This is a genomic window from Agrobacterium pusense (assembly GCF_013285525.1).
Classification (GTDB): domain Bacteria; phylum Pseudomonadota; class Alphaproteobacteria; order Rhizobiales; family Rhizobiaceae; genus Agrobacterium; species Agrobacterium pusense.
On sequence record NZ_CP053857.1, the window covers coordinates 1,411,722 to 1,435,882 of the forward strand.

At 56.6% G+C, this 24,161-nt stretch carries 21 protein-coding genes and 2 pseudogenes; 13 read left to right on the plus strand and 10 right to left on the minus strand.

From position 1 onward, the window contains the following. Positions 1-31 precede the first annotated feature (31 nt). Entirely contained in the window at positions 32-1,108 is a 1,077-nt protein-coding gene (locus HQN82_RS20090) for an AI-2E family transporter (RefSeq protein ID WP_173615698.1), read from the plus strand. Positions 1,109-1,548: 440 nt separating this feature from the next. Then, positions 1,549-1,929, plus strand: coding sequence for a MarR family winged helix-turn-helix transcriptional regulator (locus HQN82_RS20095; protein ID WP_173615699.1), 381 nt, complete (start codon positions 1,549-1,551; stop codon positions 1,927-1,929). A 568-nt stretch (positions 1,930-2,497) separates the two neighbouring features. On the opposite strand, the pseudogene HQN82_RS20100 reads toward HQN82_RS20095, so the two are convergent. Continuing rightward, positions 2,498-3,325 (minus strand): annotated as a pseudogene (locus tag HQN82_RS20100) (tripartite tricarboxylate transporter permease); the annotation flags it as partial. Between the two features lie 76 nt (positions 3,326-3,401). Here HQN82_RS20100 and HQN82_RS20105 point away from each other — a divergent pair. After that, a protein-coding gene (locus HQN82_RS20105) for an IS3 family transposase (protein ID WP_173614602.1) occupies positions 3,402-4,615 on the plus strand; the annotation gives its coding sequence in 2 pieces (ribosomal slippage) (positions 3,402-3,738 and positions 3,738-4,615; 1,215 coding nt in all). Between the two features lie 34 nt (positions 4,616-4,649). On the opposite strand, the pseudogene HQN82_RS20110 reads toward HQN82_RS20105, so the two are convergent. The 4 genes and pseudogenes from HQN82_RS20110 to HQN82_RS20125 all read right to left on the minus strand — a co-directional run. Further along, positions 4,650-5,321, minus strand: a pseudogene (locus HQN82_RS20110) (tripartite tricarboxylate transporter permease); the annotation flags it as partial. A gap of 11 nt (positions 5,322-5,332) precedes the next feature. Further along, positions 5,333-5,812, minus strand: coding sequence for a tripartite tricarboxylate transporter TctB family protein (locus tag HQN82_RS20115; RefSeq protein ID WP_173615701.1), 480 nt, complete (start codon positions 5,810-5,812; stop codon positions 5,333-5,335). Positions 5,813-5,860: 48 nt separating this feature from the next. Then, positions 5,861-6,832, minus strand: coding sequence for a Bug family tripartite tricarboxylate transporter substrate binding protein (locus HQN82_RS20120; RefSeq protein WP_173615702.1), 972 nt, complete (start codon positions 6,830-6,832; stop codon positions 5,861-5,863). Further along, the gene (locus tag HQN82_RS20125) at positions 6,829-7,884 is read right to left on the minus strand and encodes a glutamate cyclase domain-containing protein (RefSeq protein WP_173615703.1); all 1,056 of its coding nucleotides are present in this window, start codon (positions 7,882-7,884) and stop codon (positions 6,829-6,831) included. Before HQN82_RS20125 ends, HQN82_RS20120 begins: the two co-directional genes overlap by 4 nt. Before the next feature lie 103 nt (positions 7,885-7,987). Here HQN82_RS20125 and HQN82_RS20130 point away from each other — a divergent pair, with 103 nt between their 5' ends. The 7 genes from HQN82_RS20130 (at position 7,988) to HQN82_RS20160 (ending at position 15,701) form a co-directional block, all read left to right on the plus strand. Continuing rightward, on the plus strand, positions 7,988-8,974 hold the full coding sequence (locus HQN82_RS20130; protein ID WP_234904882.1) for a LysR substrate-binding domain-containing protein: 987 nt from the start codon (positions 7,988-7,990) through the stop codon (positions 8,972-8,974). A 408-nt stretch (positions 8,975-9,382) separates the two neighbouring features. Next, complete coding sequence (gene paoA / locus HQN82_RS20135; protein ID WP_173616024.1) at positions 9,383-10,018, plus strand: aldehyde dehydrogenase iron-sulfur subunit PaoA; 636 nt, start codon at positions 9,383-9,385, stop codon at positions 10,016-10,018. Continuing rightward, the gene (locus HQN82_RS20140; protein WP_173615704.1) at positions 10,015-10,965 is read left to right on the plus strand and encodes an FAD binding domain-containing protein; all 951 of its coding nucleotides are present in this window, start codon (positions 10,015-10,017) and stop codon (positions 10,963-10,965) included. The genes paoA and HQN82_RS20140 overlap by 4 nt, the downstream gene beginning before the upstream one ends. Positions 10,966-10,970: 5 nt before the next feature. After that, positions 10,971-13,175 (plus strand): aldehyde oxidoreductase molybdenum-binding subunit PaoC, encoded by a 2,205-nt coding sequence (gene paoC, locus HQN82_RS20145; RefSeq protein WP_173615705.1) that lies wholly within the window; start codon positions 10,971-10,973, stop codon positions 13,173-13,175. Between the two features lie 570 nt (positions 13,176-13,745). Continuing rightward, entirely contained in the window at positions 13,746-14,384 is a 639-nt protein-coding gene (locus HQN82_RS20150) for a DUF2239 family protein (RefSeq protein ID WP_173615706.1), read from the plus strand. A gap of 22 nt (positions 14,385-14,406) precedes the next feature. After that, complete coding sequence (locus HQN82_RS20155; RefSeq protein WP_173615707.1) at positions 14,407-14,796, plus strand: DUF1330 domain-containing protein; 390 nt, start codon at positions 14,407-14,409, stop codon at positions 14,794-14,796. Next, the gene (locus tag HQN82_RS20160) at positions 14,793-15,701 is read left to right on the plus strand and encodes an alpha/beta fold hydrolase (protein ID WP_173615708.1); all 909 of its coding nucleotides are present in this window, start codon (positions 14,793-14,795) and stop codon (positions 15,699-15,701) included. Before HQN82_RS20155 ends, HQN82_RS20160 begins: the two co-directional genes overlap by 4 nt. A gap of 33 nt (positions 15,702-15,734) precedes the next feature. On the opposite strand, the gene HQN82_RS20165 is transcribed toward HQN82_RS20160, so the two are convergent. The 5 genes from HQN82_RS20165 to HQN82_RS20185 all read right to left on the minus strand — a co-directional run bounded on the left by HQN82_RS20165 (position 15,735) and on the right by HQN82_RS20185 (position 21,203). Then, on the minus strand, positions 15,735-16,916 hold the full coding sequence (locus HQN82_RS20165) for an alpha-hydroxy acid oxidase (protein ID WP_173615709.1): 1,182 nt from the start codon (positions 16,914-16,916) through the stop codon (positions 15,735-15,737). Between the two features lie 83 nt (positions 16,917-16,999). Continuing rightward, positions 17,000-18,508, minus strand: a complete 1,509-nt coding sequence (locus tag HQN82_RS20170) for a tripartite tricarboxylate transporter permease (protein ID WP_173615710.1) — start codon at positions 18,506-18,508, stop codon at positions 17,000-17,002. 30 nt (positions 18,509-18,538) lie between these two features. Continuing rightward, on the minus strand, positions 18,539-19,000 hold the full coding sequence (locus HQN82_RS20175) for a tripartite tricarboxylate transporter TctB family protein (RefSeq protein ID WP_173615711.1): 462 nt from the start codon (positions 18,998-19,000) through the stop codon (positions 18,539-18,541). Then, on the minus strand, positions 18,997-19,959 hold the full coding sequence (locus HQN82_RS20180) for a Bug family tripartite tricarboxylate transporter substrate binding protein (protein ID WP_173615712.1): 963 nt from the start codon (positions 19,957-19,959) through the stop codon (positions 18,997-18,999). Before HQN82_RS20180 ends, HQN82_RS20175 begins: the two co-directional genes overlap by 4 nt. A 233-nt stretch (positions 19,960-20,192) precedes the next feature. After that, complete coding sequence (locus HQN82_RS20185; protein ID WP_173615713.1) at positions 20,193-21,203, minus strand: ABC transporter substrate-binding protein; 1,011 nt, start codon at positions 21,201-21,203, stop codon at positions 20,193-20,195. A gap of 126 nt (positions 21,204-21,329) precedes the next feature. Here HQN82_RS20185 and HQN82_RS20190 point away from each other — a divergent pair, with 126 nt between their 5' ends. From HQN82_RS20190 to HQN82_RS20200, 3 genes are read left to right on the plus strand one after another with little or no spacing between them, the layout of a single operon-like run. Further along, positions 21,330-22,379, plus strand: a complete 1,050-nt coding sequence (locus HQN82_RS20190; protein ID WP_173615714.1) for an amidohydrolase family protein — start codon at positions 21,330-21,332, stop codon at positions 22,377-22,379. Next, positions 22,376-23,290, plus strand: coding sequence for an SMP-30/gluconolactonase/LRE family protein (locus HQN82_RS20195; RefSeq protein WP_173616025.1), 915 nt, complete (start codon positions 22,376-22,378; stop codon positions 23,288-23,290). The genes HQN82_RS20190 and HQN82_RS20195 overlap by 4 nt, the downstream gene beginning before the upstream one ends. A gap of 47 nt (positions 23,291-23,337) precedes the next feature. After that, on the plus strand, positions 23,338-24,045 hold the full coding sequence (locus tag HQN82_RS20200) for an IclR family transcriptional regulator (RefSeq protein ID WP_210259560.1): 708 nt from the start codon (positions 23,338-23,340) through the stop codon (positions 24,043-24,045). Positions 24,046-24,161 lie beyond the last annotated feature (116 nt).

Sequence of the window (24,161 nt, forward strand, 5' to 3'; positions counted from 1 at the left end):
GAGGGCGGAGCCGACAAGAGGAAGATGCCAAATGACCATCCAGCGAGCAAGCTTCTATGTCCTGCTTCTCATCATCACGATCGCCTTCGTGTGGCTTCTCATCCCCTACTACACAGCGGTGTTATGGGCCGTCATCCTGGCGATCCTTTTCTTCCCCGTCCACAAGCGGCTGGAGCGGTGGCTGGGTGGTCGCCCAACGGTCGCGGCATTGCTGACGCTCCTTCTTTGCATCTGCCTCGTCATCCTGCCGGCTCTCGGTATCCTGGCATCCCTCATTCAAGAAGGGACGAGCCTTTATCAGCGCATCAGCAGCAACGAGATCGATCTCAACGCCCATCTTCTGCGTTTGCAGGCCGTGCTTCCAGCCTTTGTAGGCACCTGGCTGACCTCGCTGAAGCTTGATGGTTTTGACGAGTTATGGGCAAGGCTTTCGTCCGGTCTGATGGAGGCGGGCCAGTCTATTGCAGGCGGTCTGTTGAGTTTCGGTCAGAACACGCTGCAATTCTTCATCAGCATGGGGCTGATGCTCTATCTTCTGTTCTTCTTGTTCCGGGATGGCACGTCCCTTGGAAAGACCCTGCGCCACTCAATTCCACTGAGTGATGACTATACGCGACAGTTTGTCGACAAGTTCGCGGCTGTGGTCCGTGCCACGGTCCGCGGCAATGTGATCATCGCAATTGTCCAGGGCATCATAGGAGGCTTAACTTTCTGGGCCCTCGGCATAGAAGCAGCCCTGCTCTGGGGCGTGGTGATGACGTTTCTCTCGATGCTCCCTGCCATTGGCGCCGCGATCGTCTGGTTGCCAGCCGCCATCTGGCTTTTCCTCATTGGTGCCTGGATCAAGGGGCTCGTTATGGTCACGGTCGGCGCTCTCGTTATCGGTCTGATCGACAACCTTCTGCGTCCTCCCTTGGTCGGACAGGGCGCGCGACTGCCAGACTATGTCGTCCTCATTTCGACCGTCGGTGGGATCTCGCTCTTCGGCCTCAGCGGGTTCGTCATCGGGCCCCTGATTGCCGCACTCTTCATTTCCGCATGGTCACTCTTCATGCTGCAGCAAAAGGAAGCGCCATCCAGTTCGGTCGGGCCAGGCATGAAGAAGTAGGCGAGCCGGGGCGGAGGAACCGGTTCAAGCAACCAATCTCGATCGGCAAGCTGTATATGTTGACGGTGAAAGAGAACCGCAGAGCGGCTGCTATTCAGCGAACGATAATCAAACCGGACAATCCGCTTTCGGCCCCAACTTGGTCATTTATTCCCTTACATGGCGATGTCCGCTCTTGGCGGTTCATAGCCGACGACGGCAGAATGGGAATTGTTTTCGCCAATGCGCTGCTTAACTCGCAGAATTTACAAGTCTCCATGGAGTCAGGCCCCCGCAACCAAAATTACGAAGAAATGCAACATGAAAGCCCTCTCATTGCAGAGGGCTTTCTTGCGTTTCGGGCATGGCACAACGCCACACAAAACCGCCCCGAGCACCCGCGGCAAGTGCGTGTACCCACCCTTTATGTTATCCGTCGCCGAGGTTGCTGATCGCTCACCTTGATACCTCTGTTAACTAACCGTCTTCTGCGATTACGCGCGGTCGGGTTCGCGTTCGCGCAACTGCCGGTGCTTACAGCAATTAAGGATGGCGTCCGGCTTTCCAAAATCGAACTTGCACGTTGGGCAAAGGTAGAGAAGCCCATCATGGCGCAAATGCTGCCGCAGATGGAGCGGGACGGCTTGATCAAGCGTGAGCCTGATCCGCAAGATAGGCGGTCCAGCCCGTTATCGTTGAGGGGGGCGGCACTCGCACGGTTGCCAGGTGGCCGCGCTGTTTTGCGTAAGGGCAATGCGGAAACGACCAAGGGATTATCGCGGGAAAAGGTCGACACACTGGTGTCTTTGCTTCGGCGGGTGCTTGATACGTGGAGCACTTGAGACGTAGGCAGCTCTCCAACCGCCAATATATGCACATTGATGAAGCATGTAGTGCAATAGGATTACCCATGAGGCCGAGATCGTTCCACAAGAGGTCTCAATGTGTCATTGCGCCGACTGACAGGAGATTAACGGGTGCTACCTAGAGAGTACCCGTCACCAGACGGCGCAGCTAGGTTGCGATAACGCCGGAGAGCCCAGATTCTACGGCAAGACCGCCGATAACGATTGCCGGCGTTCACAGTTCTTCCGATCCGATTGCTGATCACTCATCTCGCAACAGGAGAACAAGAAGATGCCAAGCACCTTAAAATAGGGCCAAGTCGGTCGCTCCGCGCCGGCAGCTCAAGGCCTACTCGTGGATCTAGCGCTCTTCGGCGTCGGGATGGGCGAAGACCGAACTCCGGTCGAGCGGGCGATTGATCATGGTCGCAGCCGAGGGGTACGAGGCAAGGATGGGGTGTCTCGAAGGACACCCCAGCGAGAACAGAGTGAACTGAAAAACATGTGGGAAGTCATATGGCTGTTTTCCCGCATTCCCGGCAGGTTGCAGCCTTAATCCACTACGCTACTCCGCGAAAACCTTTTTGCGTTGTCGACGTATTGATGGAAGAACCATCAACGTCAGGACGACAAGCGCGATGAATAGGAGTGTCGCGCTTAATGGGCTGGAAACGAAAGTAGCTGGATTTCCCCTTGAGAACATCATGGCTCTTCGAAGGTTTTCTTCGAGCAATGGGCCAAGAATGAAACCCATTAGAAACGGCGCAGGTTCGCAGTCCAGTTTTAAAAGGATGTAGCCCAGAAAGCCGAACATCGCCACTAGTCCCAAGTCCAGACTGTTCATGTTGGTCGAGTAGATACCAATCGCGCTGAACAGGAGAATGGCAGGGAACATAAAATTGTAAGGCGTGGACAAAAGTTTTACCCATATGCCCACGAGAGGTAGGTTGAGCATCAGCAGCATGAAGTTGCCGATCCACATTGAAGCAAGCAGCCCCCAAAATAGGGAAGGATTTGTAGTCATAACGCTGGGACCAGGCTGGATCCCCTGAATCATCAGGGCCCCGATCATAATAGCCATGACTCCGTTACCTGGGATACCCAAAGTCAACATCGGAATGAACGATGTCTGGGCTCCCGCATTGTTCGCCGACTCCGGTCCTGCTACCCCTTCAATCGCCCCTTCGCCAAACTCTTCGGGACGTCGGGATAGCTTCTTTTCTAAGGCGTATGACGCAAAGGAAGACAGCGTCGCTCCACCGCCCGGCAAAACACCCATGACGGATCCAAGCCCCGTACCTCGAAGAATCGGAGCGATGGAGTGTTTTATTTCGGACCAGGAAGGCAGCAGCCCTTTTGGTTTGGCGACTTTGCTTTTCCGGCTCGGATCATCCTCTGAACTGCCCCCCATTTCGACCGGACAGTCGGCATAAGCAGAAAGGCTCAAGCACAGGCTTGGGTATAGGCTTATGTCTAACGACTATCGACACGTTGAATTGCTGACGGGTGATGTTCGCCGCAGGCGGTGGACAACCGAGCAAAAGCTGACAATCATTGAGCAGAGTTTCGAACCAGGCGAGACGGTATCGTCCACCGCTCGCCGCCATGGCGTCGCGCCCAATCTGCTTTATCGGTGGCGCAGGCTCTTGAGCGAGGGAGGTGCTGCAGCTGTGGATTCTGACGAGCCGGTGGTCGGCAATTCGGAAGTGAAGAAGCTGGAAGATCGCGTCCGCGAGCTGGAGCGCATGCTCGGCCGCAAGACGATGGAGGTCGAAATCCTTCGGGAAGCCTTGTCCAAAGCAGACTCAAAAAAACGGATATCGCGGCCGATCTTGTTGCCGAAGGACGGTTCGCGATGAAGGCCGTCGCAGACACGCTGGGCGTATCCCGTTCCAACCTCATCGAGCGGCTGAAAGGCAGATCGAAGCCGCGCGGCTCCTATCACAAGGCCGAGGATGCAGAGCTTTTGCCCATCATTCGCAGGCTGGTAGATCAAAGGCCAACCTATGGCTATCGGCGGATCGCCGCGCTCCTCAATCGCGAAAGGCGAGCCGCCGATAAGCCTGTCGTCAACGCAAAACGGGTTCACCGCATCATGGGCAACCACGCCATGTTGCTGGAGAAGCATACGGCCGTTCGCAAGGGCCGCATCCATGACGGCAAGGTCATGGTCATGCGCTCGAACTTGCGCTGGTGCTCGGATGGGCTGGAGTTCACTTGCTGGAACGGCGAGGTCATCCGTCTCGCCTTCATCATCGACGCTTTCGACAGGGAGATCATCGCCTGGACGGCGGTCGCCAATGCTGGCATCTCCGGCTCGGATGTGCGTGACATGATGCTGGAGGCGGTCGAGAAACGCTTCCATGCAACCCGAGCCCCGCACGCTATCGAGCATCTCTCGGACAACGGTTCGGCTTATACAGCACGGGACACGAGGCTGTTTGCGCAAGCACTCAATCTAACGCCCTGCTTCACGCCGGTCGCCAGCCCGCAGTCCAACGGCATGTCAGAGGCTTTCGTCAAAACCCTGAAGCGGGATTATATCCGCATCGCAGCACTACCGGACGCAGAAACAGCGCTCCAGTTCATCGACGGATGGATCGAGGACTATAATGAAATCCATCCACATTCCGCGCTCAAGATGGCTTCCCCTCGGCAGTTCATCAGGGCTAAATCAAACTAGCCGACTTGTCCGGCGAAACGGGAAGCACTCCATCCTCCAAGTTGGAAAGAATTTCGGAAATTCCGTAGATACCTGTTGCGAAGGCTACAAAATTAATGCCGTCCATTAAGGAGACTTGCCCAAAGGTGAAACGCGGAATGCCAGTGTAGATGTCGGCACCAACCAGGCCAAAGAGCAGACCCAAAATAATCATCGCCAACGCTTTGATTACGGAGCCGCTTGCGAGCGTCACAGATAAGATCAAACCGAGAACGATCAGCGAAAAGTACTCAGGAGGCCCAAAGCTCAGCGCGAGCCTACTAAGAGGCGGCGCAAATATAACGACAACAACCGTTGCCACTGTACCTGCGACGAATGAACCGATGGCAGCAATCGCAAGGGCAGCGCCCGCCTTGCCTTTCTGCGCCATCTTGTAACCGTCAATGGCGGTGACCGCCGATGAGGCCTCTCCTGGCAAGTTCACGAGGATCGCGGTCGTAGACCCGCCATATTGCGCACCATAGTAGATGCCCGCCAGCATGATCAATGATGTCGATGGATCCAGGCCAAAAGTGATTGGGAGAAGGAGTGCAATGGTAGTTGTGGGGCCCACCCCTGGCAACACACCAATGAGAGTACCCAGTAAGCAACCGATTAGACAGTAGAGCAGGTTTTGCAGCGTCATTGCTGTTTGTAGTCCTAGAAGGACGTTGTCAAAGAGTTCCATCGTTTAAGCCCTCACCGCACCAGAACATAGCCGAACAGCGGCAAGGGAACACCGAGTGCCCAGATGAATACCGCGGTACATCCAGTTGCCAGACACGCTGCCGAAAGAGCACGGTGCTTAACACTCATGACCGGCGCGGCAATGGTTGCCCCCCAGGAAGCAAGAGCAACCGCAGGCACAAAGCCCAGTGGGCGCAGTGTTAGGGCGAAGACAAGCGGCGTGGCGAGCACCGCGATAAGTGCGGTAGGCCGAACAAAGATCAGTCGAACCGACGGCTTTCGGCTGCCTGTAACAGTTAAGGCTATGCCTAGGAAAGCGAGGGCTCCAGAAAGAAGGGCAGGATAATAGCCAGGTCCCATTTGAGCCGCGCGACCCACAGGGTAAAAAGTTGACATATACCCGAATGCGGCAGCAAAGCCGAAGAACAGGACACCTGCAACGACATCCTTGTTGATCGAGACTGCGAGTTGGTTCGTTTGATTTTTATACATTATTTCCCCTCAAATTGTTTCGCCGCGTCTCGGCAACGCGGCGATTTTTCACTGTGCGAGTTTAAGGCGCCCGATTAGATCAGTGTATCTCTCAACTTCGACATTCATGGTTTCCGCTGCCTCCTGCGGCGAACTTGCGACGATTGTCGCGCCCAGGCTTGCGAGCCGTTTTGCAACGTCTTCGCGTGCAAGCACAGCAACGACCTCCTTGTTTAGGCGATCAACGATTTCGTTTGGGGTTCCAGCAGGTGCTAGCAGTGCGCTCCAGGAAGAGGCATCGTAATCAGCAAAACCAGACTCTGCTATTGTTGGAATATCCGGAAATTCGGGGTGGCGTTCCGCTCCCGCCACAGCGAGAAGTTTGAGACGCTTGTCGCTAACGAGACCCTTGACGGAGGCCAAAGTATCGAATGCCATAGTTGCCACACCGCTAATCAAGTCCGGATGCGCCGCGGCGCTGCCGGCGTATGGAACATGGATCATGTCCAGATCGGCAGTATCCAAAAACCACTCAGCGAAGACGTGGGCGTTGCTGCCGTGGCCCGCGGAGGCAAACCCCAGTTCTCCTGGGTGCTGTTTTACATGCGCTACAAACTCCTGGAGGTTCTTAACTGACAGACTTGCAGGCACGACCAAACCGAGCTGAGTTCGGGTCATGAGGGAAATCGGCGCAAAATCCTTGACAGGATCGTAAGTCAGATTGGGCATGAGTGCTTTTCCAAGGACGTGCGATTGAACGACGACCTCAAGAGTGTAGCCATCAGGCTCTGACTTTGCGACGAATGCACTGCCAATGGAGCCGTTCGCACCCGGCCTGTTCTCAACAACCACGGGCTGACCCAACGCAGGACTGAGATGCTGCGCAATCAGCCGCGCCGTGATATCGCCCTGGCCTCCGGGTGCGTAGGGCACGATCAACTGAACCGGGCGGGTTGGATAGTCTTGTGCGGCGGCAGGTTGCGTTACGGTCAGTGCTGTACCAACCCACAAAAGGCCCGACAGGATGGTCTTGAAAATCATGGCTTAGCTCCAGCAATCTGTTTCATTTTTCCGTGGGAAAGTCCGCGATCTGGTTCAGCAATATTTACGCGAACCATGTCCCGTAAAAGTTGAACGATTGCCATCCCACTCTCGCCCTCAGCGCCATCTACGATGAAGCGGTTGGTGCAATAGCGCATTTCCCACCCACCGGAATCGAGGCAGGCTGTGACAATACGTTTTTCGAGCTCAGGAGTTTGGACGAGATCCTTATCTTTTAGAAGGAACGCCAACATTGCCGCGATCCCGTATGCACCCCAATTTGAGATCGACGCAGGGAGGAAAATGTCTGTGGGCGTTACTGTAATAGCTCCGCCTGGCTTATCGGTCTGGGTCTCGCGTCCATATGGATGGAAATCCTGCATGAAAGGATGGATCCGTCCGAAACCAATCTCGTTTCCGTTATCGCCAACACCGATCGATAGAACTCCTCGCTGGGCTGCTTGATCAAATAACGGAGCGATATTGACACATCCTTTCGGCGCTACGCCGGTAGAGTAGTGTACGATCCCATTTTCATTGGGGCCTAGCCTTTCGATCGAAATGATTGCTTTCGGCGCGGTTTTATCGAGGAGTTTACCGGCCCAAGCCTCAATCGCGTCCTGATCTTCAGGTGCAGTCTCAATCGCTGCTCCCATCCTTCGGTTCTTTGCGAGATCGAAGTCACGGATCATCAAGTGAGCCGCCTCGCTGGAGGCTACCATCGGAGGCGCGTGGCAGACTTCGGTTACAAAAACCGGAACTGCCTTCAGGCCCCAGTAAATCGCTCTTGCCAAGGCAGCAGCGCCGGGAGGGCCGTCACTTTCGCCCCACGGCGCTTCAGGTGCGTAGCCGGCCCCCGTTACAATAAGGACGACATCTCCGGCCCCGACGTTTTTCACCAAAGCTTCAGCCGCTCTCGCGGTAATAGGTCTTCCACCCCCTTCCCGCCGCGCTTCGTCATAGATTGGCGCGATGATGTTGTGGTTCATACCGCGATTACGTATTTCGACAGTCACCAGACGGTCGATGTATTCTCCAATTATATCAGGCATTTTGCTTTCCCTCTTCTTTTGAAGGAGAACTTACGGGAGCCCTTTGATCTCATCCAATAGAAAGTTGTCATGCCCCATAAGGCTTTGTTATGGAGTGATGAGCATGTACGAGGAGATGATAATATTGGTCGCCAATAACCCTGCTTTGATCAATCCAAAACACTTGTCGGCCTTCCGTGCGGTGATGGTTTCGGGCAGCATGACGGGAGCAGGCAAAATCCTACACGTCACGCAGCCCGCTGTGACGCGCTTGATCAAAGATTTAGAGGCAGATCTTGGCCTGACCCTTTTTGCAAGACATTCTGGAAGGATCACGCCAACCAGTCATGCGCATATCTTATATCGTGAGGTAGAGCGCTATTTTTATGGCCTAGACCGAGTTTTTGAGTCTGCCCGGACGCTAAGAAATAACAGAGGCGGGCAATTGCGAATCGCCGCGATGCCCACCCTTTCGTCTCGGACGCTTCCAGAAGCAATTCGTAGGTTCAGGCAGAAGAATCCCGACATTGATATCATTATTGAGTCCGAAGTGTCAGTCCACATACTCGATGCTGTTCGAAACAACGAAGTCGACTTGGGGATTGGAAGAGTGCCGAAAGAACGCGACGAGATCGCTCGCTTGAGTATGCCGACATCATACGCGATTTGCATTCTGCCCAAAAATCATCCGCTTGCAGAGAAGAAAACAGTTTCCGTGACTGATCTATCCGGAGAAGCTATGGTGACTCTCGGCAGCAGTAGTCTCCTGCGTCTACAACTCGACTCCGTACTCCGCCTCGCAGGCGTAACTGTCGGCAGTACAATTCAGACCCTCTTCTCAAACACGGCGAGCACGTATGTTTCGAACGGTTTGGGCATTGCCATCGTTGATCTATTTTCTATTCTCGGTGCTGATCTCAGCAGGATTGAAGTACGCCGTTTCTACCCGGAAATAGCGTTCGATTTCGCAGCTATCTACCCCTCCGGTGATAGATCGCCAATGGTGGTGGAGTTCGCGCAAGAACTCAGACAGGTAGTTTCTGACGAGATTACTGCGATGGATAAGCAGATGTTTGAGATATCATCTTCGATAAATCAGTCGGCGTGTTAGGCAAGAGCGCTGCCTGTCGTTTGCAGTTAAATATGAGATCCCGCCAGCCGTGGAATTTGCGTGCACCGGATACCTAGCCCGAGCCGCTAGCCTTCACTTTCCGGATGACACTGGGCTCGAATTGGTCACTGACGGCAGGCAGACGTTGGGTGATAAGTGCAAGCGGCTACACATCGATCGGGGCGACGGCTAAAACCGCTCTTCAGGATTTGGTGTCAAGACCGACGTCTGCCCCCACAATCGGCAATGGAACTCGATCCTCCGAGCCGGTCCTTTCGCGCTATGAACAACGCCTATCGGGAACTCCTTCCACTGCTCATTCGTTCACGGGTCAGTTTTCTATGATCCGCGTTCTCGCCCCTTGATGCGAAACCCTTGATTTCTTCTATCGATGAAGTGGAACTGGCCATGCCAGGCACCAGCATATTTGAACTTTCACGCCGAAACTTACTTATATCTTCGGCCGCGACCGTCGCTGCCACCACTGTCACCAGGGGAGCGGCAGCCCAGTCAGGAGGAGAAACCATGAAACACACGTCAAGCGTATCGTTGAAGGTCAACGGACAGGTCCGAGACCTCGATATTGACAATCGCACGTCCCTTCTCGACGCTCTCCGCGAGCACCTTCAACTGACCGGAACCAAGAAGGGTTGTGATCACGGGCAATGCGGGGCCTGCACCGTACTGGTCGGTGGACGCCGCATCAACTCGTGCCTCTCGCTTGCCGTGATGCATGACGGTGACGACGTGACGACGATCGAGGGCCTGGGACAGCCCGGCAATCTGCACCCGATGCAGGCGGCGTTTGTCAAGTATGACGGCTTCCAGTGTGGCTACTGTACCCCGGGCCAAATCTGTTCCTCCGTGGCGGTGCTTGAGGAGATCGCGGCAAACATTCCGAGCCATGTCACGCTGGATCTTAATGCGCAGACATCGGTGAGTGAGGGCGAAATTCGCGAGAGGATGAGCGGCAACATCTGTCGCTGCGGCGCCTATTCCAACATTGTCGAGGCTATCGTCGAAGTTGCGGGGACAAAAGCATGAAAGCCTTCACCTACGAAAAGGCCTCATCTATCGAGGCTGCAATAAGGTCCGCCTTCTCGAACTCGCGAGCAAAGTTCATTGCAGGCGGCACCAATCTCCTCGATCTGATGAAGCTCGAGATCGAGACGCCGACACATCTGATCGATGTGAATGGTCTCGAGCTCGACACAATAGAAAAGACGTCTGAGGGAGGCCTGCGCATAGGAGCGATGGTTCGCAATACCGACCTTGCTGCCGATCCAACTGTTCGACGTGATTATGGGCTCCTGTCGCGCGCCTTGCTTGCAGGCGCTTCGGGCCAGCTTCGCAACAGGGCAACAACCGCAGGTAACCTCTTGCAGCGCACACGATGTCCATATTTCTACGACACCGCACAGCCCTGCAACAAGCGTTCGCCGGGAAGTGGCTGTTCCGCCATTGGCGGCTTCAGTCGCCAGCACGCCGTGGTGGGTGTGAGTGATAGCTGTATCGCCACGCATCCCAGTGACATGGCCGTTGCCATGCGCGCACTCGATGCGGTTATCGAGACGGTAAAGGTCGATGGTAGCCGCCGAACAATCCAAATCGCCGACTTCCATCGCTTGCCGGGCGATACCCCTGAGATCGAAACGGTTTTGGAAAAGGGTGAGTTTATCACCGCAGTGGTGCTGCCGCCGCCAACTGGAGGAAAACAGATCTACCGCAAGGTCCGCGACCGCGCTTCCTACGCGTTTGCTCTGGTCTCTGTGGGTGCAGTCATTCAGCCTGATGGTACTGGCCGGGTGGCAATCGGCGGCATTGCTCATAAGCCGTGGCGCGTGGAAGCTGCGGATGACGAACTCTCAAAGGGAGCGAAGGTCGCAGCGAAAGCTCTCCTCAACGGCGCTCGTCCGACCGAGCAGAACAAGTTCAAGATCGATCTGGTGGAGCGCACACTCGGCGCTGTAATCGCCGAAGCGAGGGGGTAATTGCCATGAAGTTCGATACACCCGCAACGACCAATCCGATCGACCAGCTGAAAATCGTCGGTCAGCCCGTTCACCGCATCGACGGTGAGCTCAAGACAACGGGGAGGGCCATGTACGCCTATGAGTGGCATGATCCGAACCTAGCCTATGCCTATGGTTATCCCGTCGGATCGACCATCGCCAAGGGCCGCATCATCTCGATGAATATCGAAGCTGCCGAACGCGCGCCAGGCGTGCGTGCCGTGGTAACGACGCTTGACGTCGGCAAACTTGAGAAGGGCAAGTACAATACCGCGATACTTTTCGGTGGCGATGAGATCCAGCACTATCATCAGGCGATTGCCGTGATCGTCGCCGAAACCTTCGAACAGGCACGCGCAGCGGCAGCTCTAGTAAAGGTAGATTACACGGAAGAGCAGGGTAGTTACGATCTCGCCGAGGCGATGGGCTCGGCAGTCAAGCCGGAAGATGCGGGCGGCGCCCCGCCCGATACCGCCGTGGGAGATTTCCAAGGTGCGTTCAAGTCCGCAGAGGTGACATTGGACGAGACCTACACAACGCCGGACCAGTCACATTCGATGATGGAGCCGCATGCTTCCATCGCCGCCTGGGATGGTGACGAGTTGACGGTCTGGACTTCTAGCCAGATGATCGACTGGTGGCGGTCCGACCTTGCAACGACGCTCGGTGTCGACACGGAGAAAATCCACCTCATGTCGCCATTCATCGGCGGCGGCTTTGGCGGTAAGCTGTTCCTGCGTGCCGACGCTGTTCTGGCCGCTTTCGGTGCGAAGGCTGCAAAGCGGCCTGTAAAGGTCGCACTGCCGAGGCCGTTCCTCGTCAACAACACGACACATCGTCCAGCAACGATTCAGCGCATCCGCATCGGTGCAGCTCGCGATGGAAAAATAACGGCAATCGCCCATGAAAGCTGGTCGGGCGATCAGCCCGGCGGCCAGCTTGAAACGGCTGCCATGCAGACCCGTCTTCTCTATGCCGGTGAAAACCGCATGACGGCGATGCGACTGGCGACGCTGCACCTTCCCGAGGGCAACGCGATGCGCGCACCCGGGGAGGCGCCCGGACTGATGGCGCTCGAGATCGCCATAGATGAGATGGCCGAAAAGCTCGGAATGGATCCAGTTCAGTTCCGTATCCTCAACGACACACAAGTGGATCCGGAAAAGCCCGAACGTCCGTTTTCGCATCGCGATCTTGTCGGTTGTCTCAAGCTTGGAGCGGAACGGTTTGGCTGGCCGGGGCAAGCTCAACCCGGCTCTCGTCGCGAAGGCAACTGGATGATCGGTTCCGGTGTTGCGGCTGCGTTCCGCAACAACCTTCTGGTGCCATCGGGCGCTCGCGTCCGTCTGGACAAGGAAGGGGTCGTCACCGTCGAGACCGACATGACGGACATAGGCACCGGGAGCTACACGATCATCGCCCAAACCGCGGCGGAAATGATGGGCCTACCAATTGACAAGGTCGCCGTGCAGCTTGGCGATTCTCGCTTTCCCGTATCTGCAGGCTCCGGCGGGCAGTTCGGCGCGAACTGCTCGACCTCAGGCGTCTACGCAGCCTGCGTCAAGCTTCGTGAAGATATCGTCAAGAAGCTCGGCTTCAACGAACAGGACGTCGTCTTTGAAGATGGTCAGGTCCGTTCCGGTTCGCGTTCGGTTCCGCTTGCCGAAGTGGCGGGCGCCGACGGCCTCGTTGCCGAAGACAAGGTTGAGTGGGAGAAGCTTTCAGACAGCCATCAGCAATCGACCTTCGGAGCGCATTTCGTGGAGGTGGGCGTCGACGTTGCCACGGGCGAGACGCGGATTCGCCGCATGCTTGCGGTATGTGCCGCCGGCCGCATTCTCAATCCGATTACGGCCCGCAGCCAGGTGATTGGCGCGATGACGATGGGCGCCGGTCTGGCGTTGTCAGAGGAACTTGCCGTCGACACCCGTCGCGGGTTTTTCGTCAACCACGATCTGGCCAGCTACGAAGTGCCGGTTCACGCGGACATCCCGCACCAGGAAGTCGTGTTTATGGATGAGACTGATCCGGTTTCCTCGCCAATGAAGGCGAAGGGCATTGGCGAACTCGGACTATGCGGAGTTTCAGCAGCGATCGCGAACGCGATTCATAACGCGACCGGCATCCGCCTGCGACACTATCCGATGACCTTGGACAAGCTTATTGGGGGCCTGCCAGACGTTGCGTAACTGCGCCATGCCCCCTGGAATTCGCCATGCTCAAGTCGCTTGGCGAACAGGCATACGCCGCTGCCATCCCCAAAAGATTAGCTTGATGCGGTCGGCTCGCTTGGCCCACAACGACGAACGTCGCCGCCCGTTTGATTGCCGAGACAACAAATAGACTCCTTAGCGTGGTGCGCAAGAATGGCCAGAACAACTGCCGCTCAGCTGATGATTGTTTTCGCGCAGGGGCGGCGGTTTGATTTCAGTCACGGCGGACAGAAATTACACCTTGGCTTAGCCGTTCTGAACTGGATGGCGGCGTTGGGCGTGGAACTCGCTCGATGGCATCATCGTCTACGCGCATCTCGGCGAGACCATCAGTTTTGGCCACGCTGGCACGCGAGGCCGAAATCCCGCTGGTCCCGTGATGCCACTCACTGCAAGAGAGGCAGCAGGCAAGCAGTTCGGACGAAGGTGGATATCAGAGACGCGACCGGCCCACGACGATAGGACAGCACAATATTTTACCCGGGTATAATTGACGCGGTCATTTCATCCGGGAAATAAACGCGCCTCTATCCTAAGGAGTGCGCAATGTCCGATCCTGCTGCAGAGACCTTTACGGCGTTTGTCGGGAAAAGATTGCTGCTGAGCGGCCCATTGTCTGAGGTGGCTTTTGTGGAAAAGCGCTCTCCGGATGAGGTTGGTGCAGTCCTCGTCTTCGATGACACGACGGGGCGCCCCATTGATCTTGATTTGCGCGGAACCGATGCAGAAGTTCTTGAACGGCTGTTGCCTCAGAAGGCGTACCCGGCACGCTATCGAACCAAAGCTGAAACCGCGACCGGCTCGGCGGACTCGGAGGAAACGCATAGCAAGGCACTGCGTGGCCGACCGAAGCTCGGTGTCGTCGCCCGAGAGGTGACCTTGCTGCCGCGACAGTGGGAATGGCTGGCGGAGCAATCAGGTGGTGCGTCCGCAACGCTAAGGCGTCTCGTCGAAGAGGCGCGAAAAGGGGCGGCTTTGCGCCAACAATGGCAGGCAGCACAAGACGCCGCCTACCAGTTTATGCATGCAATCGCGGGCGATCTGCATGGGTACGAGGAAGCGACGCGCGCCCTTTTCGCCGACGACCGACCGGCACTGAAAAAACGGGTCGCTGCATGGCCTGAGGACATTCGCACTTATGCGCTGCGTCTCGCATTTGGGGCGGACGACGATCAAAGCGCATAACCCGTCGCTCAATGGATAACTGATGACAATAACTGAGACCATTTTCTACCTGGAGCCGACACAGGACGCCGGTCGTGCGTTGGTAAAACGCAATCTCGATGGGCCTGTGTCGATCAGCGGGTCTGAGGCTTTCGATCGCTATATCGAACACACGCTTCCACTTTTACGTGGGGCCAGCGGTGATATCCTGTTTCTTGGTCGTTCCGGCTCCTTCCTGATCGGTCCAAGCGACGAACATTGGGATCGTGCAAGGCTCGTCAGGCAGGCAAGCCTCGATTCGTTTCTCTCCTTTGCCGGTCATGCCGGCTATCTGGCTGGCCTCGGTCACCGCACGGCGGCAGTGAGGGACTCTCGGCTCCTCCCGCTGGCCGAAAAGCCGCCAGCGCTCGCAGCCACAGGAGCGAAAGAATGAATATCGCAACAACCAACGGCATCGAACTCGCGTGGGACAGTTTCGGCGAGGCCAATGCGGAACCGATCCTGCTGATCGCGGGGCTCGGGACCCAGATGATCCGCTGGTCAGAGACCTTCTGCAATAGGTTGGCCGCCAGAGGCTATCGCGTGATCCGCTTCGACAACCGGGACGCAGGCTACTCGACGCATTTCACCACGTCGGCCACGCCGGATTTTGCCGCGCTTGCAGCAGCGCTCGGGGAGGGGCGCAGACCCGACGTGCCCTACACGCTTTATGACATGGCGGCCGACGCGATCGGTCTCCTCGATGTCCTCAAGATAACAAGGGCTCATGTCGTCGGACGCTCGATGGGCGGCATGATCGCGCAGATTCTCGCGAGCGATCACGCCGACAGGGTAATTTCCCTGACGTCGATCATGTCAAGCACCGGCAATCCTTCATTGCCGCAGGCGACGCCCGATGTCATGGCGATGATGATCCGCCCCGCGCCCGACCCGGCCGTCGATCCCGAAGGCTTTCTGGCGGTACGTCTTGCGTTTGCGCGCAGGATCTCGGGGACGGGGGGGCCATTCGACGAAACGGCCCATCGCGCCCTTATCAAAGAAGAAGTGCAGCGTTGCTACGATCCGGGCGGGACGATGCGGCAGATCGCCGCCATGGCGGTGGCCGGCGACCGGCGATCGCATCTTGCAAAAATCACGGTGCCGACGCTCGTCATCCACGGAACACAAGATCCTTTGATATCGCAAGCCTGCGGGCAAGACACGGCGCTATCGATACCGAATGCGGTTTACCTGTCGATCGAAGGCATGGGGCATGATCTGCCGCGCAAATTCGAGGGTCCCGTCATCGACGCGATTTGCGACGTGGCGGGAAGCGGGTCACGCCCCGAAAGATCCTGAAGGTTCGTGGAATCCAACGATGACGTCTTATGGTCATCGCTCACATCGCTCATCCCCGATCTGCCGGATGGAACTCATCCCAAGCAAGCCCATGTCGCGTCGAAGTTCATCCTTTAGAATCGCGGCGGCCTTTGCAGCCCCTGCCTTGCCGCCGACGGCCGCCGCATAGAGAAATGGTCTTCCTACGAAAACAAACTTTGCGCCAAACGCCAGGCCCTTTACGATGTCGGTGCCTCGCCGAATTCCACCATCCAACATGATGGGAACGGCGTCGCCGATACTCGAGACAATACCGGGCAATGCTATAAGCGGAGCCATTGCTCCATCAAGCTGACGTCCCCCGTGGTTCGAAACAATGATACCATCGACACCGCGTTCAACTGCGATATTGGCATCGTCAGGGTGTAGGATGCCTTTGATGACAAGGTTTCCAGTCCACCTTTTGCGAATTCTGCTGACGTGGCTCCAGTCCAGGTGATCCTTCTTGCCGAAATCGCGCATGACGTTCGAAGCAATGATTGGAGCGCCACGTGTGGCGTAGGAGTTTTCAAAATGCGGAACACCATGATTTATGATCGTGCGCATAAATGTTCCGATCGTCCATGCGGGATGGCTGAGCCCTTGCCAGGCGAGACGTAGGCTGGGCCGCAATGGTGTTGAGAAACCTGCCCGGACGTTGTTTTCGCGGTTCGCCAACACTGCGGTATCGACTGTTAGGACCAAGGTCTTGAAGCCTGCTTTAGCGACGCGATCAACAAGAGCATCGATTTTCTCAGGCTCTCCTGGCAAATATGCCTGAAACCAGGATCGGGGTGCCGCCGCCGCAACCTCTTCGAGGCGGATAAGTGACGATCCACTCATAATCATCGGAATAGCAGCGTCCTGTGCTGCTTCTGCAAGAACCAGATCGCCGCGATATGCCATTAGAGCGCTGATGCCCATTGGCGCGATACCGAACGGCGCTTCCCACCTCTCTCCAAAGAGAGTGGTCGCAGATGTGCGATCTGAGACGTTTCTGAGGACGCGTGGCTGAAAGCTTATTGCCTTGAAAGCATCTGCGTTCATTTTGAGAGACGCGTTGGTTTCGCTTGCACCCGCGATGTAACCAAACAGGGGCGCGGGAAGGTGGCGCTTTGCCAGAGCTTCGAAATCATCGAGGGCAAGAACGTGTTTCAAGCGCCGTGCGCTTCGTGTCGCTGATAAGGGGGATGTCATCCGAATTATCTCTGGCTGAAGAGAAGCAAAACGCTCCTTGGAACTTCGCTGGATGGACAGGGGCGCCTCGCGGCGCCCCAACTTCAGTCTTCGCTTTCTTCAAAAGCGGCTTTTCTGCTTCTGCGAATCGTCGGCAAAATCAGGGTCAACAACATGAGCGCTGTTACGGCTAGCAGTACGGCGCTTATCGGTCGCTCGAAGAAGACCAGCCAGTCGCCTTGCGAAAGCAGCATGGCGCGGCGCAGATTTGTTTCGAGCAATGGGCCTAGAACAAAGCCCAGCAGGAGCGGACCCGGTTCGCACTTCGCTTTGCGCAGAACATATCCGAGAACCCCGAACAGGATGACCAGAGCTACGTCGAAGCCCCGGTTGCTGACGCTGTAGACGCCTACGCAGCAGAATAGCAGAATGGCTGGGTACATGATGCGATAGGGTATTTGCAGCAGCTTCACCCAAAGCCCGATAAGCGGCAGGTTGATGACGAGAAGCATCGCATTGCCGATCCACATCGATGCGACCAGTCCCCAGAACAGACCGGGCTGGTTCTGTATGACAGATGGTCCGGGCGTGATGCCGTGGATGGTCATTGCTCCGAGCATCATGGCCATGATGGAGTTGGAAGGAATTCCGAGTGTTAGGAGCGGAATAAACGAGGATTGCGCACCGGCATTATTCGCCGCTTCCGGTCCCGCAACACCGGCGATAGCGCCGTGACCAAACTTCTCCGGTGTCCTGGACATGCGCTTTTCAACCGAATAGGCGCTGAACGCACTTAATGTCGCACCACCGCCCGGCAATACGCCGAGGATAGTGCCGACGCCTGTGCCACGCAGAACCGCAGCCCAACTTTGCTTAAATTCCTCACGCGTTGGCCACAGCCGCCCGATCTTGCTCTGAAGGACACCGCGAACCTCCTTTGACTCAAGGTTGGTCGCAATCTCAGCTATTCCGAACAGGCCGACGGCGATGACCACGAATTCGATGCCGTCGTAGAGATCCGTCGATCCGAAGGTCATGCGGGCCGAGCCGCTGTTAACGTCGATGCCGACCATGCCAAGAACGAGGCCGAGGCAGACCATGCCAATCGCCTTGAAAACAGAGCCATGCGCCAGGATAGTTGCCGCGAGCAAACCGAAGATACACAGTGCTACATACTCAGCAGGCCCGAAGGACAATGCGAAGGAGGACAGGGTAGGACCGGCCACGGCTAGCGCGATCGTTGAAACAGTTCCGGCAAAAAAAGAACCCAGCGCCGCAATCGCCAACGCTGCGCCTGCCCGGCCTTTTCTCGCCATTTGATAACCATCGATCGCGGTGACGACAGCTGAAGCCTCACCGGGAAGGTTCACAAGGATCGCTGTCGTCGAGCCGCCATATTGCGCGCCATAAAAAATGCCGGCCAGCATGATCAGCGCGCCAAGCGGCGGCAAGAAGAATGTGACTGGCAGGAGAATTGCAACGGTCGCCGTAGGGCCAATGCCGGGCAATACACCGATCAGGGTGCCAAGAAGCGCCCCGATGAAGCAAAACATCAAGTTCGTGGGTGTCAGTGCTTCGGAAAAGCCAAGCATCAAGACGTCGAGAAATGCCATCGAATTAATCCGATCAGAACAGGGCGGCGGTCACAGAGGCCAGATAGGCATCTGGACGCCAAGTCCGTAGATGAAGAGAAGCGCCCCGAGCGTGGTCAGGATCGCGGTCGAGATAAAGATTTCCCGCCATCTTGATTCAGAGTCGGCAAGACTTCCGACGACAAGAAGCCATACGGTGGCGACCACGAAGCCAAGCCCCTCGGCAGCGAACGCAAATCCGGCTATCCCCACGACCAGAATGATGAGTGGCTTGGGGTTAACGGCGTCGAGTGCTTCGTATGGCTTCGTCAAAGCCTTGATGAGGACAATCGCCCCGATCAGTGCGATCATGACGCAGAGCGACCTCGGCAGGAAGCCGGGTCCCATCATCGCCGGTGTGCCGTATGACAGGTCACGCCCGGCCCAAAGGCCAAGCGCTCCCAGAAACATCATCAGACAACCAGCAAGAATATCGGGAAAGTCCCGGCTATTGGCTGCAGGCTTCAAGCTCATTGCTGCACCCACGGGGTCTTGTCCCAGATTTCCTGGAAGCGGGCGAGACGATTTGGCATTTCCTTTTCCCAGTCGGGGCCGCTCAGATAGGCCAGCGGCAACGCCATCTGTTTCGCCTGCTTCTGGAACTCCGGATTGTCGAGCGTCGTCTTGACGGCCGCAGCAAAGCGATCGGCAATTTCCGCCGGCACTTCCCGGGGGGCGGCAATACCACGTTCGGAGGTCATCTCGACATTGAAGCCGGATTCGATGGCCGTCGGGACGTCAGGAAGCTGAGGCGAGCGCTCCTTGCCGAAAGTGTTGATCATGCGCAGGCCGGACGTGTCATTGCCCGCGAACTCACTGACATTAAGGCCGCCGCCAGTGACCTGAGAGCCGAGGATGGCCGTGCGCGTTTCTCCAGCCCCATTGAAGGGAACGTGCGTGATCGTCGTGCCGGACTCCGAGCCAAGAAGTATAATTGCAAGATGGTCGTCGGTGCCGATACCAGAGGATCCATAGGACACTGCGCCCGGTTTTGCCTTTGCGGCTGCAACGTAATCAGCCAGCGTTTTGATCTCCGACGCCGCTGGCACGACGATGGCAGCCGGATCATCAACTATGCGTGCAACGGGTTTGATCGTCTTTGGATCGTATCCCAGCTTTCGCTGTACTTGCATGGAAAGGAAGCCAGGCGTGTTGATGAAGGAGAAGGTGTATCCGTCAGGCTTGGCCTTTGCGAGGGCTGTATAGGCGATTTCCCCCGATGCTCCCGGGCGGTTCTCAATGACGATATCAGCGCCAAGTTCCTTTTCGAGGAAAGGCTGCATCGCGCGCGCCATCACATCGGTGCTGCCTCCGGGTGCGAAGGCCACAATCATCTGGATTGGGCGATCCTGAGGCCATTCGGCGTGGGCGAGTTGGACCGTGGCGCTAAGCGCCGCAACGGCGAGCGAGAGAGCAAACAGGTTTCGTTTCATATCCAATCCTCCTTCGGATGGGGGCCGTCAATTGATGCGAAGGCGTGTTTCGCCTGCGGGCGCTTGGCGACCGGTCAAGAGCTGCTTTGGTAATGTTTGAACAATGGAGCGGGCGCCGCGTGAGTGAGCACGGACAATCAGCGCCGATATTTTTGTAAGTTTCTCAGACGTTGTGTCGATCCGCCGAAGCTAGGCGCTGTGATCTGGCTTTGAGCGTTGTCGCTGGTCCAATCTCACGTTCCCTGGCCGGTTGCGACAGGATCGAAGAAGACGTCTTGCCACCGGGCCAGTTTCGACTTCAACAGACCCGTTTCAGTCATGAAGTCTGCGAAAATCATCACACCTTTAGGGTGGATACCCCACTCGTCCTTCACCGACTCCAGCATTTTTTGGATCTGGTCGGCATTCAGAGACGATTTTTCCGAACCGAGAAATATGTCGGCTGCTTCCTTCGGGTTGCCACGGATGAAGTCGTCGGCCTCCTCGATCGCTGCGACGATGGCGAGCGACGCGTCCTTGCGCTCGTTGATGAATTTGCCGGTCGTTGCGAGCAATCCGCTTGTGACCTGCTGCCCAAGATAGTCCGAGAAATTGAAAAGCTTGTGGATCTTGGAGTTGGTTTCAAGCACATCGCTGTAGGGATGTGGAGCAACATAGGCGCTAATGGTTCCACCGGCGAGAAGGCCGCTGGTGGCGTCCGGATGTGGCAACTGTACCATCATCGTATCGAAATGCTTTGCATCCCCGAAGGCCTTTTTCGCTGCCATTCGCACCAGCAGACCCTGCTGTCCGGTCGTCGATGTGACGGCGATCCGGTCATTGGCCTCGAGATCCTTCAGATCCTTGATTTCCGACTTGTTGGTGTAAAAACCGTTGTCACCTGCGACAAGAGCTGCAAGTCCGCGAATCTTGATTGATGATTTGGTCTTTTCCGCAGCGATCAGCATGCCGGGCAGACCGTAGGCGCCGATGTCGATAGTGCCGCTGATCAGCGCGTCATTGATCGCCGGCGCGCCGCTGATTTTTTTGATTTCGACACTCGTGTCGATGCCTTTGGCAGCCAACTGCTTTGAGAAGAACCCCTTTTGATCTGCGACGACAACGGGCAAATAGGCATATCCATACTGGATCGCAATCGAGATCGGCTTTTCTTGCGCGGCACTCGAAGCCTTGGGCGAAACAGTGAAAATCGATAAAGCGGCGATGGCAGCGAGAGCTGCTCGCCGGTGAAGTTTCTGTTGCATACTTCCTCCCGAAGTGCTTTTTGAAACGGCGTTGCAAAAATAATGAGGTCATCTCGGCTATGCTGTCAACCGCTTTTTCAAATCACTGACGATTGCAGCGGCCAATATTGAATTCGAGGAGGATCGATGGCTGGAAATTCACCCCACATCGCCGTGCGTGAGGAGTGGCTTGCGTTGGAACGGGAGGAGGTTCTTTTCCCGGAGATGCCGATCATTGATCCGCATCATCATCTTTGGGACAGGCCCGGCCAGCGATACCTGTTCGAGGAACTACTGGCCGACGCCCGGCAGGGCCATCACATTCAGGCAACCGTCTTTGTTCAAAGCAGGTCGATGTACAACGTCGACCAACAGGATGATCTGCTGAAACCCATTGGCGAAATTGAGTTCGCGAACGGGGTGGCCGCGCGGTCCGCTTCGGGTCTCTATGGATCATTCAGGGCATGCGCGGGGATCGTCGGGTCTTGCGATCTTATGGCTGGTGACCGGATCGAAGCGGTTCTGGATCGTATGATGGCTGTTGCTGGAGAGCGTTTTCGGGGCATCCGCAATCAGACAGCCTGGCATGGAGATCCGGCGATTGCGACTAATCCTGTTCCGCCGGTAAAAGGCATTCTCTTGGAACCCGCTTTTGGCGACGGCGCTCGACGTCTTGGCGCGCGCGGTCTGACATTGGACGTCTGGGCCTATCATACCCAGCTCTCAGAATTCGAGAATCTGGCGCGCTCCTGCCCGGATACAACGATCGTCCTCGACCACCTTGGCGGGCCGCTGGGCGCAGGATCCTACAAAGGACAGCGCGCCGAAGTGCTGGCCGAATGGCGCGCTTCCATGGAGAGGATCGCCGATCTGCCGAACGTCTGCGTCAAGCTGGGCGGCTTGGCGATGGGAGCGGGCGGATTTGACTTCCATCTTTCCAATCAACCGCCGTCCTCCGAGCTGCTCGTAGCGGCCTGGGACCCGTATATCTCCTTTGTTATCGAACGCTTCGGCACAAACCGCTGCATGTTCGAAAGCAATTTCCCGGTAGACAAGGGCATGGTTTCCTACCGCTCGCTGTGGAACGCCTTCAAGCGTTTGTCCCAAGATTTTAGTGCGTCCGAAAAGCAGGATCTTTTCTTTTCGACGGCTGCGCGGGTTTACGATCTTGCCATCGAACCCGAAGGAGAATTCTGATGTTCTTTGCACCCCCTCCAACCATTAGGACGGAAATCTTCTCGCGCATGCCGGATCGCTTCCGGCAACCGCGCAAGACGCGCTGGGCTGACGTCAACCGTTCCGGCGCGGCGATAGACTCGTTCCTCGAAGGGCCCTGTTTCGACGGCCAGGGCAATCTCTTCGTCACCGACATTCCGTTTGGGCGGATATTCCGCGTCTCGCCCGAAGGAGAGTGGGATCTGGTCAGCGAATATGATGGCTGGCCGAATGGCATGAAGTTTCACAGCGAAAACAAAATCTACATCACTGATTACAAGCGTGGAATTCTTCAGCTCGACGTTGCGACAGGTGGGGTATCGCCCGTCATCGAAGAGTATTTTTCGGAAGGGTTCAAGGGTGTCAACGATCTGGTCTTTGCCGCCAATGGGGATCTCTATTTCACCGATCAGGGGCAGAGCGGCCTTCATTCCCCAACCGGTCGGGTTTTCCGCTGGTCTTCGGCCGGGAAGCTGGACTGCGTCCTGTCAGGCATACCCAGTCCAAACGGGATCGTCATCGCCAAAGACATGAGTTATCTCCTCGTTGCAGTCACGCGTGCACAGCAGATCTGGCGTGCGCCTCTGCATGAGGGTATCGCAACGAAAGTGGGCGTTTTTCTGCAGTTGCATGGCGGCATGGGCGGACCGGATGGTCTCGCGCTTTCGGAAGACGGTGAACTCTTTGTTGCTCACACCGGATTTGGCTCGATTTGGCATGTGTCCGGCGTCGCTGAGCCGTTGCATCGAATTCAGTCCTGCGCGGGCATTTCGACCACCAACCTGGCATTTGACCCGAAGAATCGTCACGTCGTCTATATTACGGAATCTCAGACAGGCAGTATCTTGAGGGCAAAGCTACCGGTTCGGGGCGCGGAATTGTACATGGCCTGATGGTAAGCTAACGATGAACTGAAGGGTTCATAAGGAAGATGGTGCACATGGACGACGAATATGAGCAACAGTTGCCTCGGGTGAAAGGCGTGGCGTCTGCCGATCGGCTTCTCACAGTCCTATCCGCATATCGTCGAGGCGACGATGCGCTGGAGCTGACGGAGCTTGCCGAGAGGACAGGACTGGTCAAAAGCACGATCATGCGCTTGTGCGTCTCGCTGCAAAGTTTCGGTTTTATCGAGCGGATGCGCGACGGGCGGTATCGGCTTGGGACGGAGATCGCCAGGCTGGGTTCGGTTTACCTGCAATCCTACGCGCTCGAATCCGAGGTGATGCCGGTCCTGGAGCGGCTTGTTGCGATATCGGGTGAGACAGCCTCGTTCTATATCCGGCGCGGCGATCAACGTCTCTGCCTGTTCCGCCACGATTCGCCGTCACCGTTGCGTATGCATGTCAGGCCTGGAGATCTCAGGCCCATGGATGAATCATCGATTGCGCAGGTTCTGCGCGCATTCGAAGCAGGCCAGTCAGCCAGCGTCGAAGACATTGCTCTGCCTGTGTATTCCAACGGCGTCACGGACCCGCACGTTGCCTCGATGGCCGCGCCGGTGTTCGGGGCCGGCCAACGTCTGTTGGGAGCGCTCGCGATCACGGGTCCCTCATCGCGGCTGACCGCTGAAAAGTCGGCGCAAGTCGCTCAGCAATTGCTCAGTCTCGCGAACGGGTTGACGAAGTCGCTCGGAGGCGAGCAATAAAAAATTGAAACGGCGTTGCATTTTTTATTTGCAACGCCGTTTCGAAATGCTAACAAGTGGCTGCTCATCGGGAGGATGGGTACGCGCTCATGATTGTCGTGAACCCTCCGAGAGCC

What these genes read in the sequence shown, in the direction of transcription:
- HQN82_RS20090 (WP_173615698.1), top strand. Translation starts at nt 32, where the DNA reads ATGACCATCCAGCGAGCAAGCTTCTATGTCCTGCTTCTCATCATCACG.
- HQN82_RS20115 (WP_173615701.1), bottom strand. Translation starts at nt 5,812, where the DNA reads ATGTATAAAAATCAAACGAACCAACTCGCAGTCTCGATCAACAAGGAT.
- HQN82_RS20120 (WP_173615702.1), bottom strand. Translation starts at nt 6,832, where the DNA reads ATGATTTTCAAGACCATCCTGTCGGGCCTTTTGTGGGTTGGTACAGCA.
- HQN82_RS20125 (WP_173615703.1), bottom strand. Translation starts at nt 7,884, where the DNA reads ATGCCTGATATAATTGGAGAATACATCGACCGTCTGGTGACTGTCGAA.
- HQN82_RS20130 (WP_234904882.1), top strand. Translation starts at nt 7,988, where the DNA reads ATGTACGAGGAGATGATAATATTGGTCGCCAATAACCCTGCTTTGATC.
- paoA (WP_173616024.1), top strand. Translation starts at nt 9,383, where the DNA reads ATGCCAGGCACCAGCATATTTGAACTTTCACGCCGAAACTTACTTATA.
- HQN82_RS20140 (WP_173615704.1), top strand. Translation starts at nt 10,015, where the DNA reads ATGAAAGCCTTCACCTACGAAAAGGCCTCATCTATCGAGGCTGCAATA.
- paoC (WP_173615705.1), top strand. Translation starts at nt 10,971, where the DNA reads ATGAAGTTCGATACACCCGCAACGACCAATCCGATCGACCAGCTGAAA.
- HQN82_RS20150 (WP_173615706.1), top strand. Translation starts at nt 13,746, where the DNA reads ATGTCCGATCCTGCTGCAGAGACCTTTACGGCGTTTGTCGGGAAAAGA.
- HQN82_RS20155 (WP_173615707.1), top strand. Translation starts at nt 14,407, where the DNA reads ATGACAATAACTGAGACCATTTTCTACCTGGAGCCGACACAGGACGCC.
- HQN82_RS20160 (WP_173615708.1), top strand. Translation starts at nt 14,793, where the DNA reads ATGAATATCGCAACAACCAACGGCATCGAACTCGCGTGGGACAGTTTC.
- HQN82_RS20165 (WP_173615709.1), bottom strand. Translation starts at nt 16,916, where the DNA reads ATGACATCCCCCTTATCAGCGACACGAAGCGCACGGCGCTTGAAACAC.
- HQN82_RS20170 (WP_173615710.1), bottom strand. Translation starts at nt 18,508, where the DNA reads ATGGCATTTCTCGACGTCTTGATGCTTGGCTTTTCCGAAGCACTGACA.
- HQN82_RS20175 (WP_173615711.1), bottom strand. Translation starts at nt 19,000, where the DNA reads ATGAGCTTGAAGCCTGCAGCCAATAGCCGGGACTTTCCCGATATTCTT.
- HQN82_RS20180 (WP_173615712.1), bottom strand. Translation starts at nt 19,959, where the DNA reads ATGAAACGAAACCTGTTTGCTCTCTCGCTCGCCGTTGCGGCGCTTAGC.
- HQN82_RS20185 (WP_173615713.1), bottom strand. Translation starts at nt 21,203, where the DNA reads ATGCAACAGAAACTTCACCGGCGAGCAGCTCTCGCTGCCATCGCCGCT.
- HQN82_RS20190 (WP_173615714.1), top strand. Translation starts at nt 21,330, where the DNA reads ATGGCTGGAAATTCACCCCACATCGCCGTGCGTGAGGAGTGGCTTGCG.
- HQN82_RS20200 (WP_210259560.1), top strand. Translation starts at nt 23,338, where the DNA reads ATGGACGACGAATATGAGCAACAGTTGCCTCGGGTGAAAGGCGTGGCG.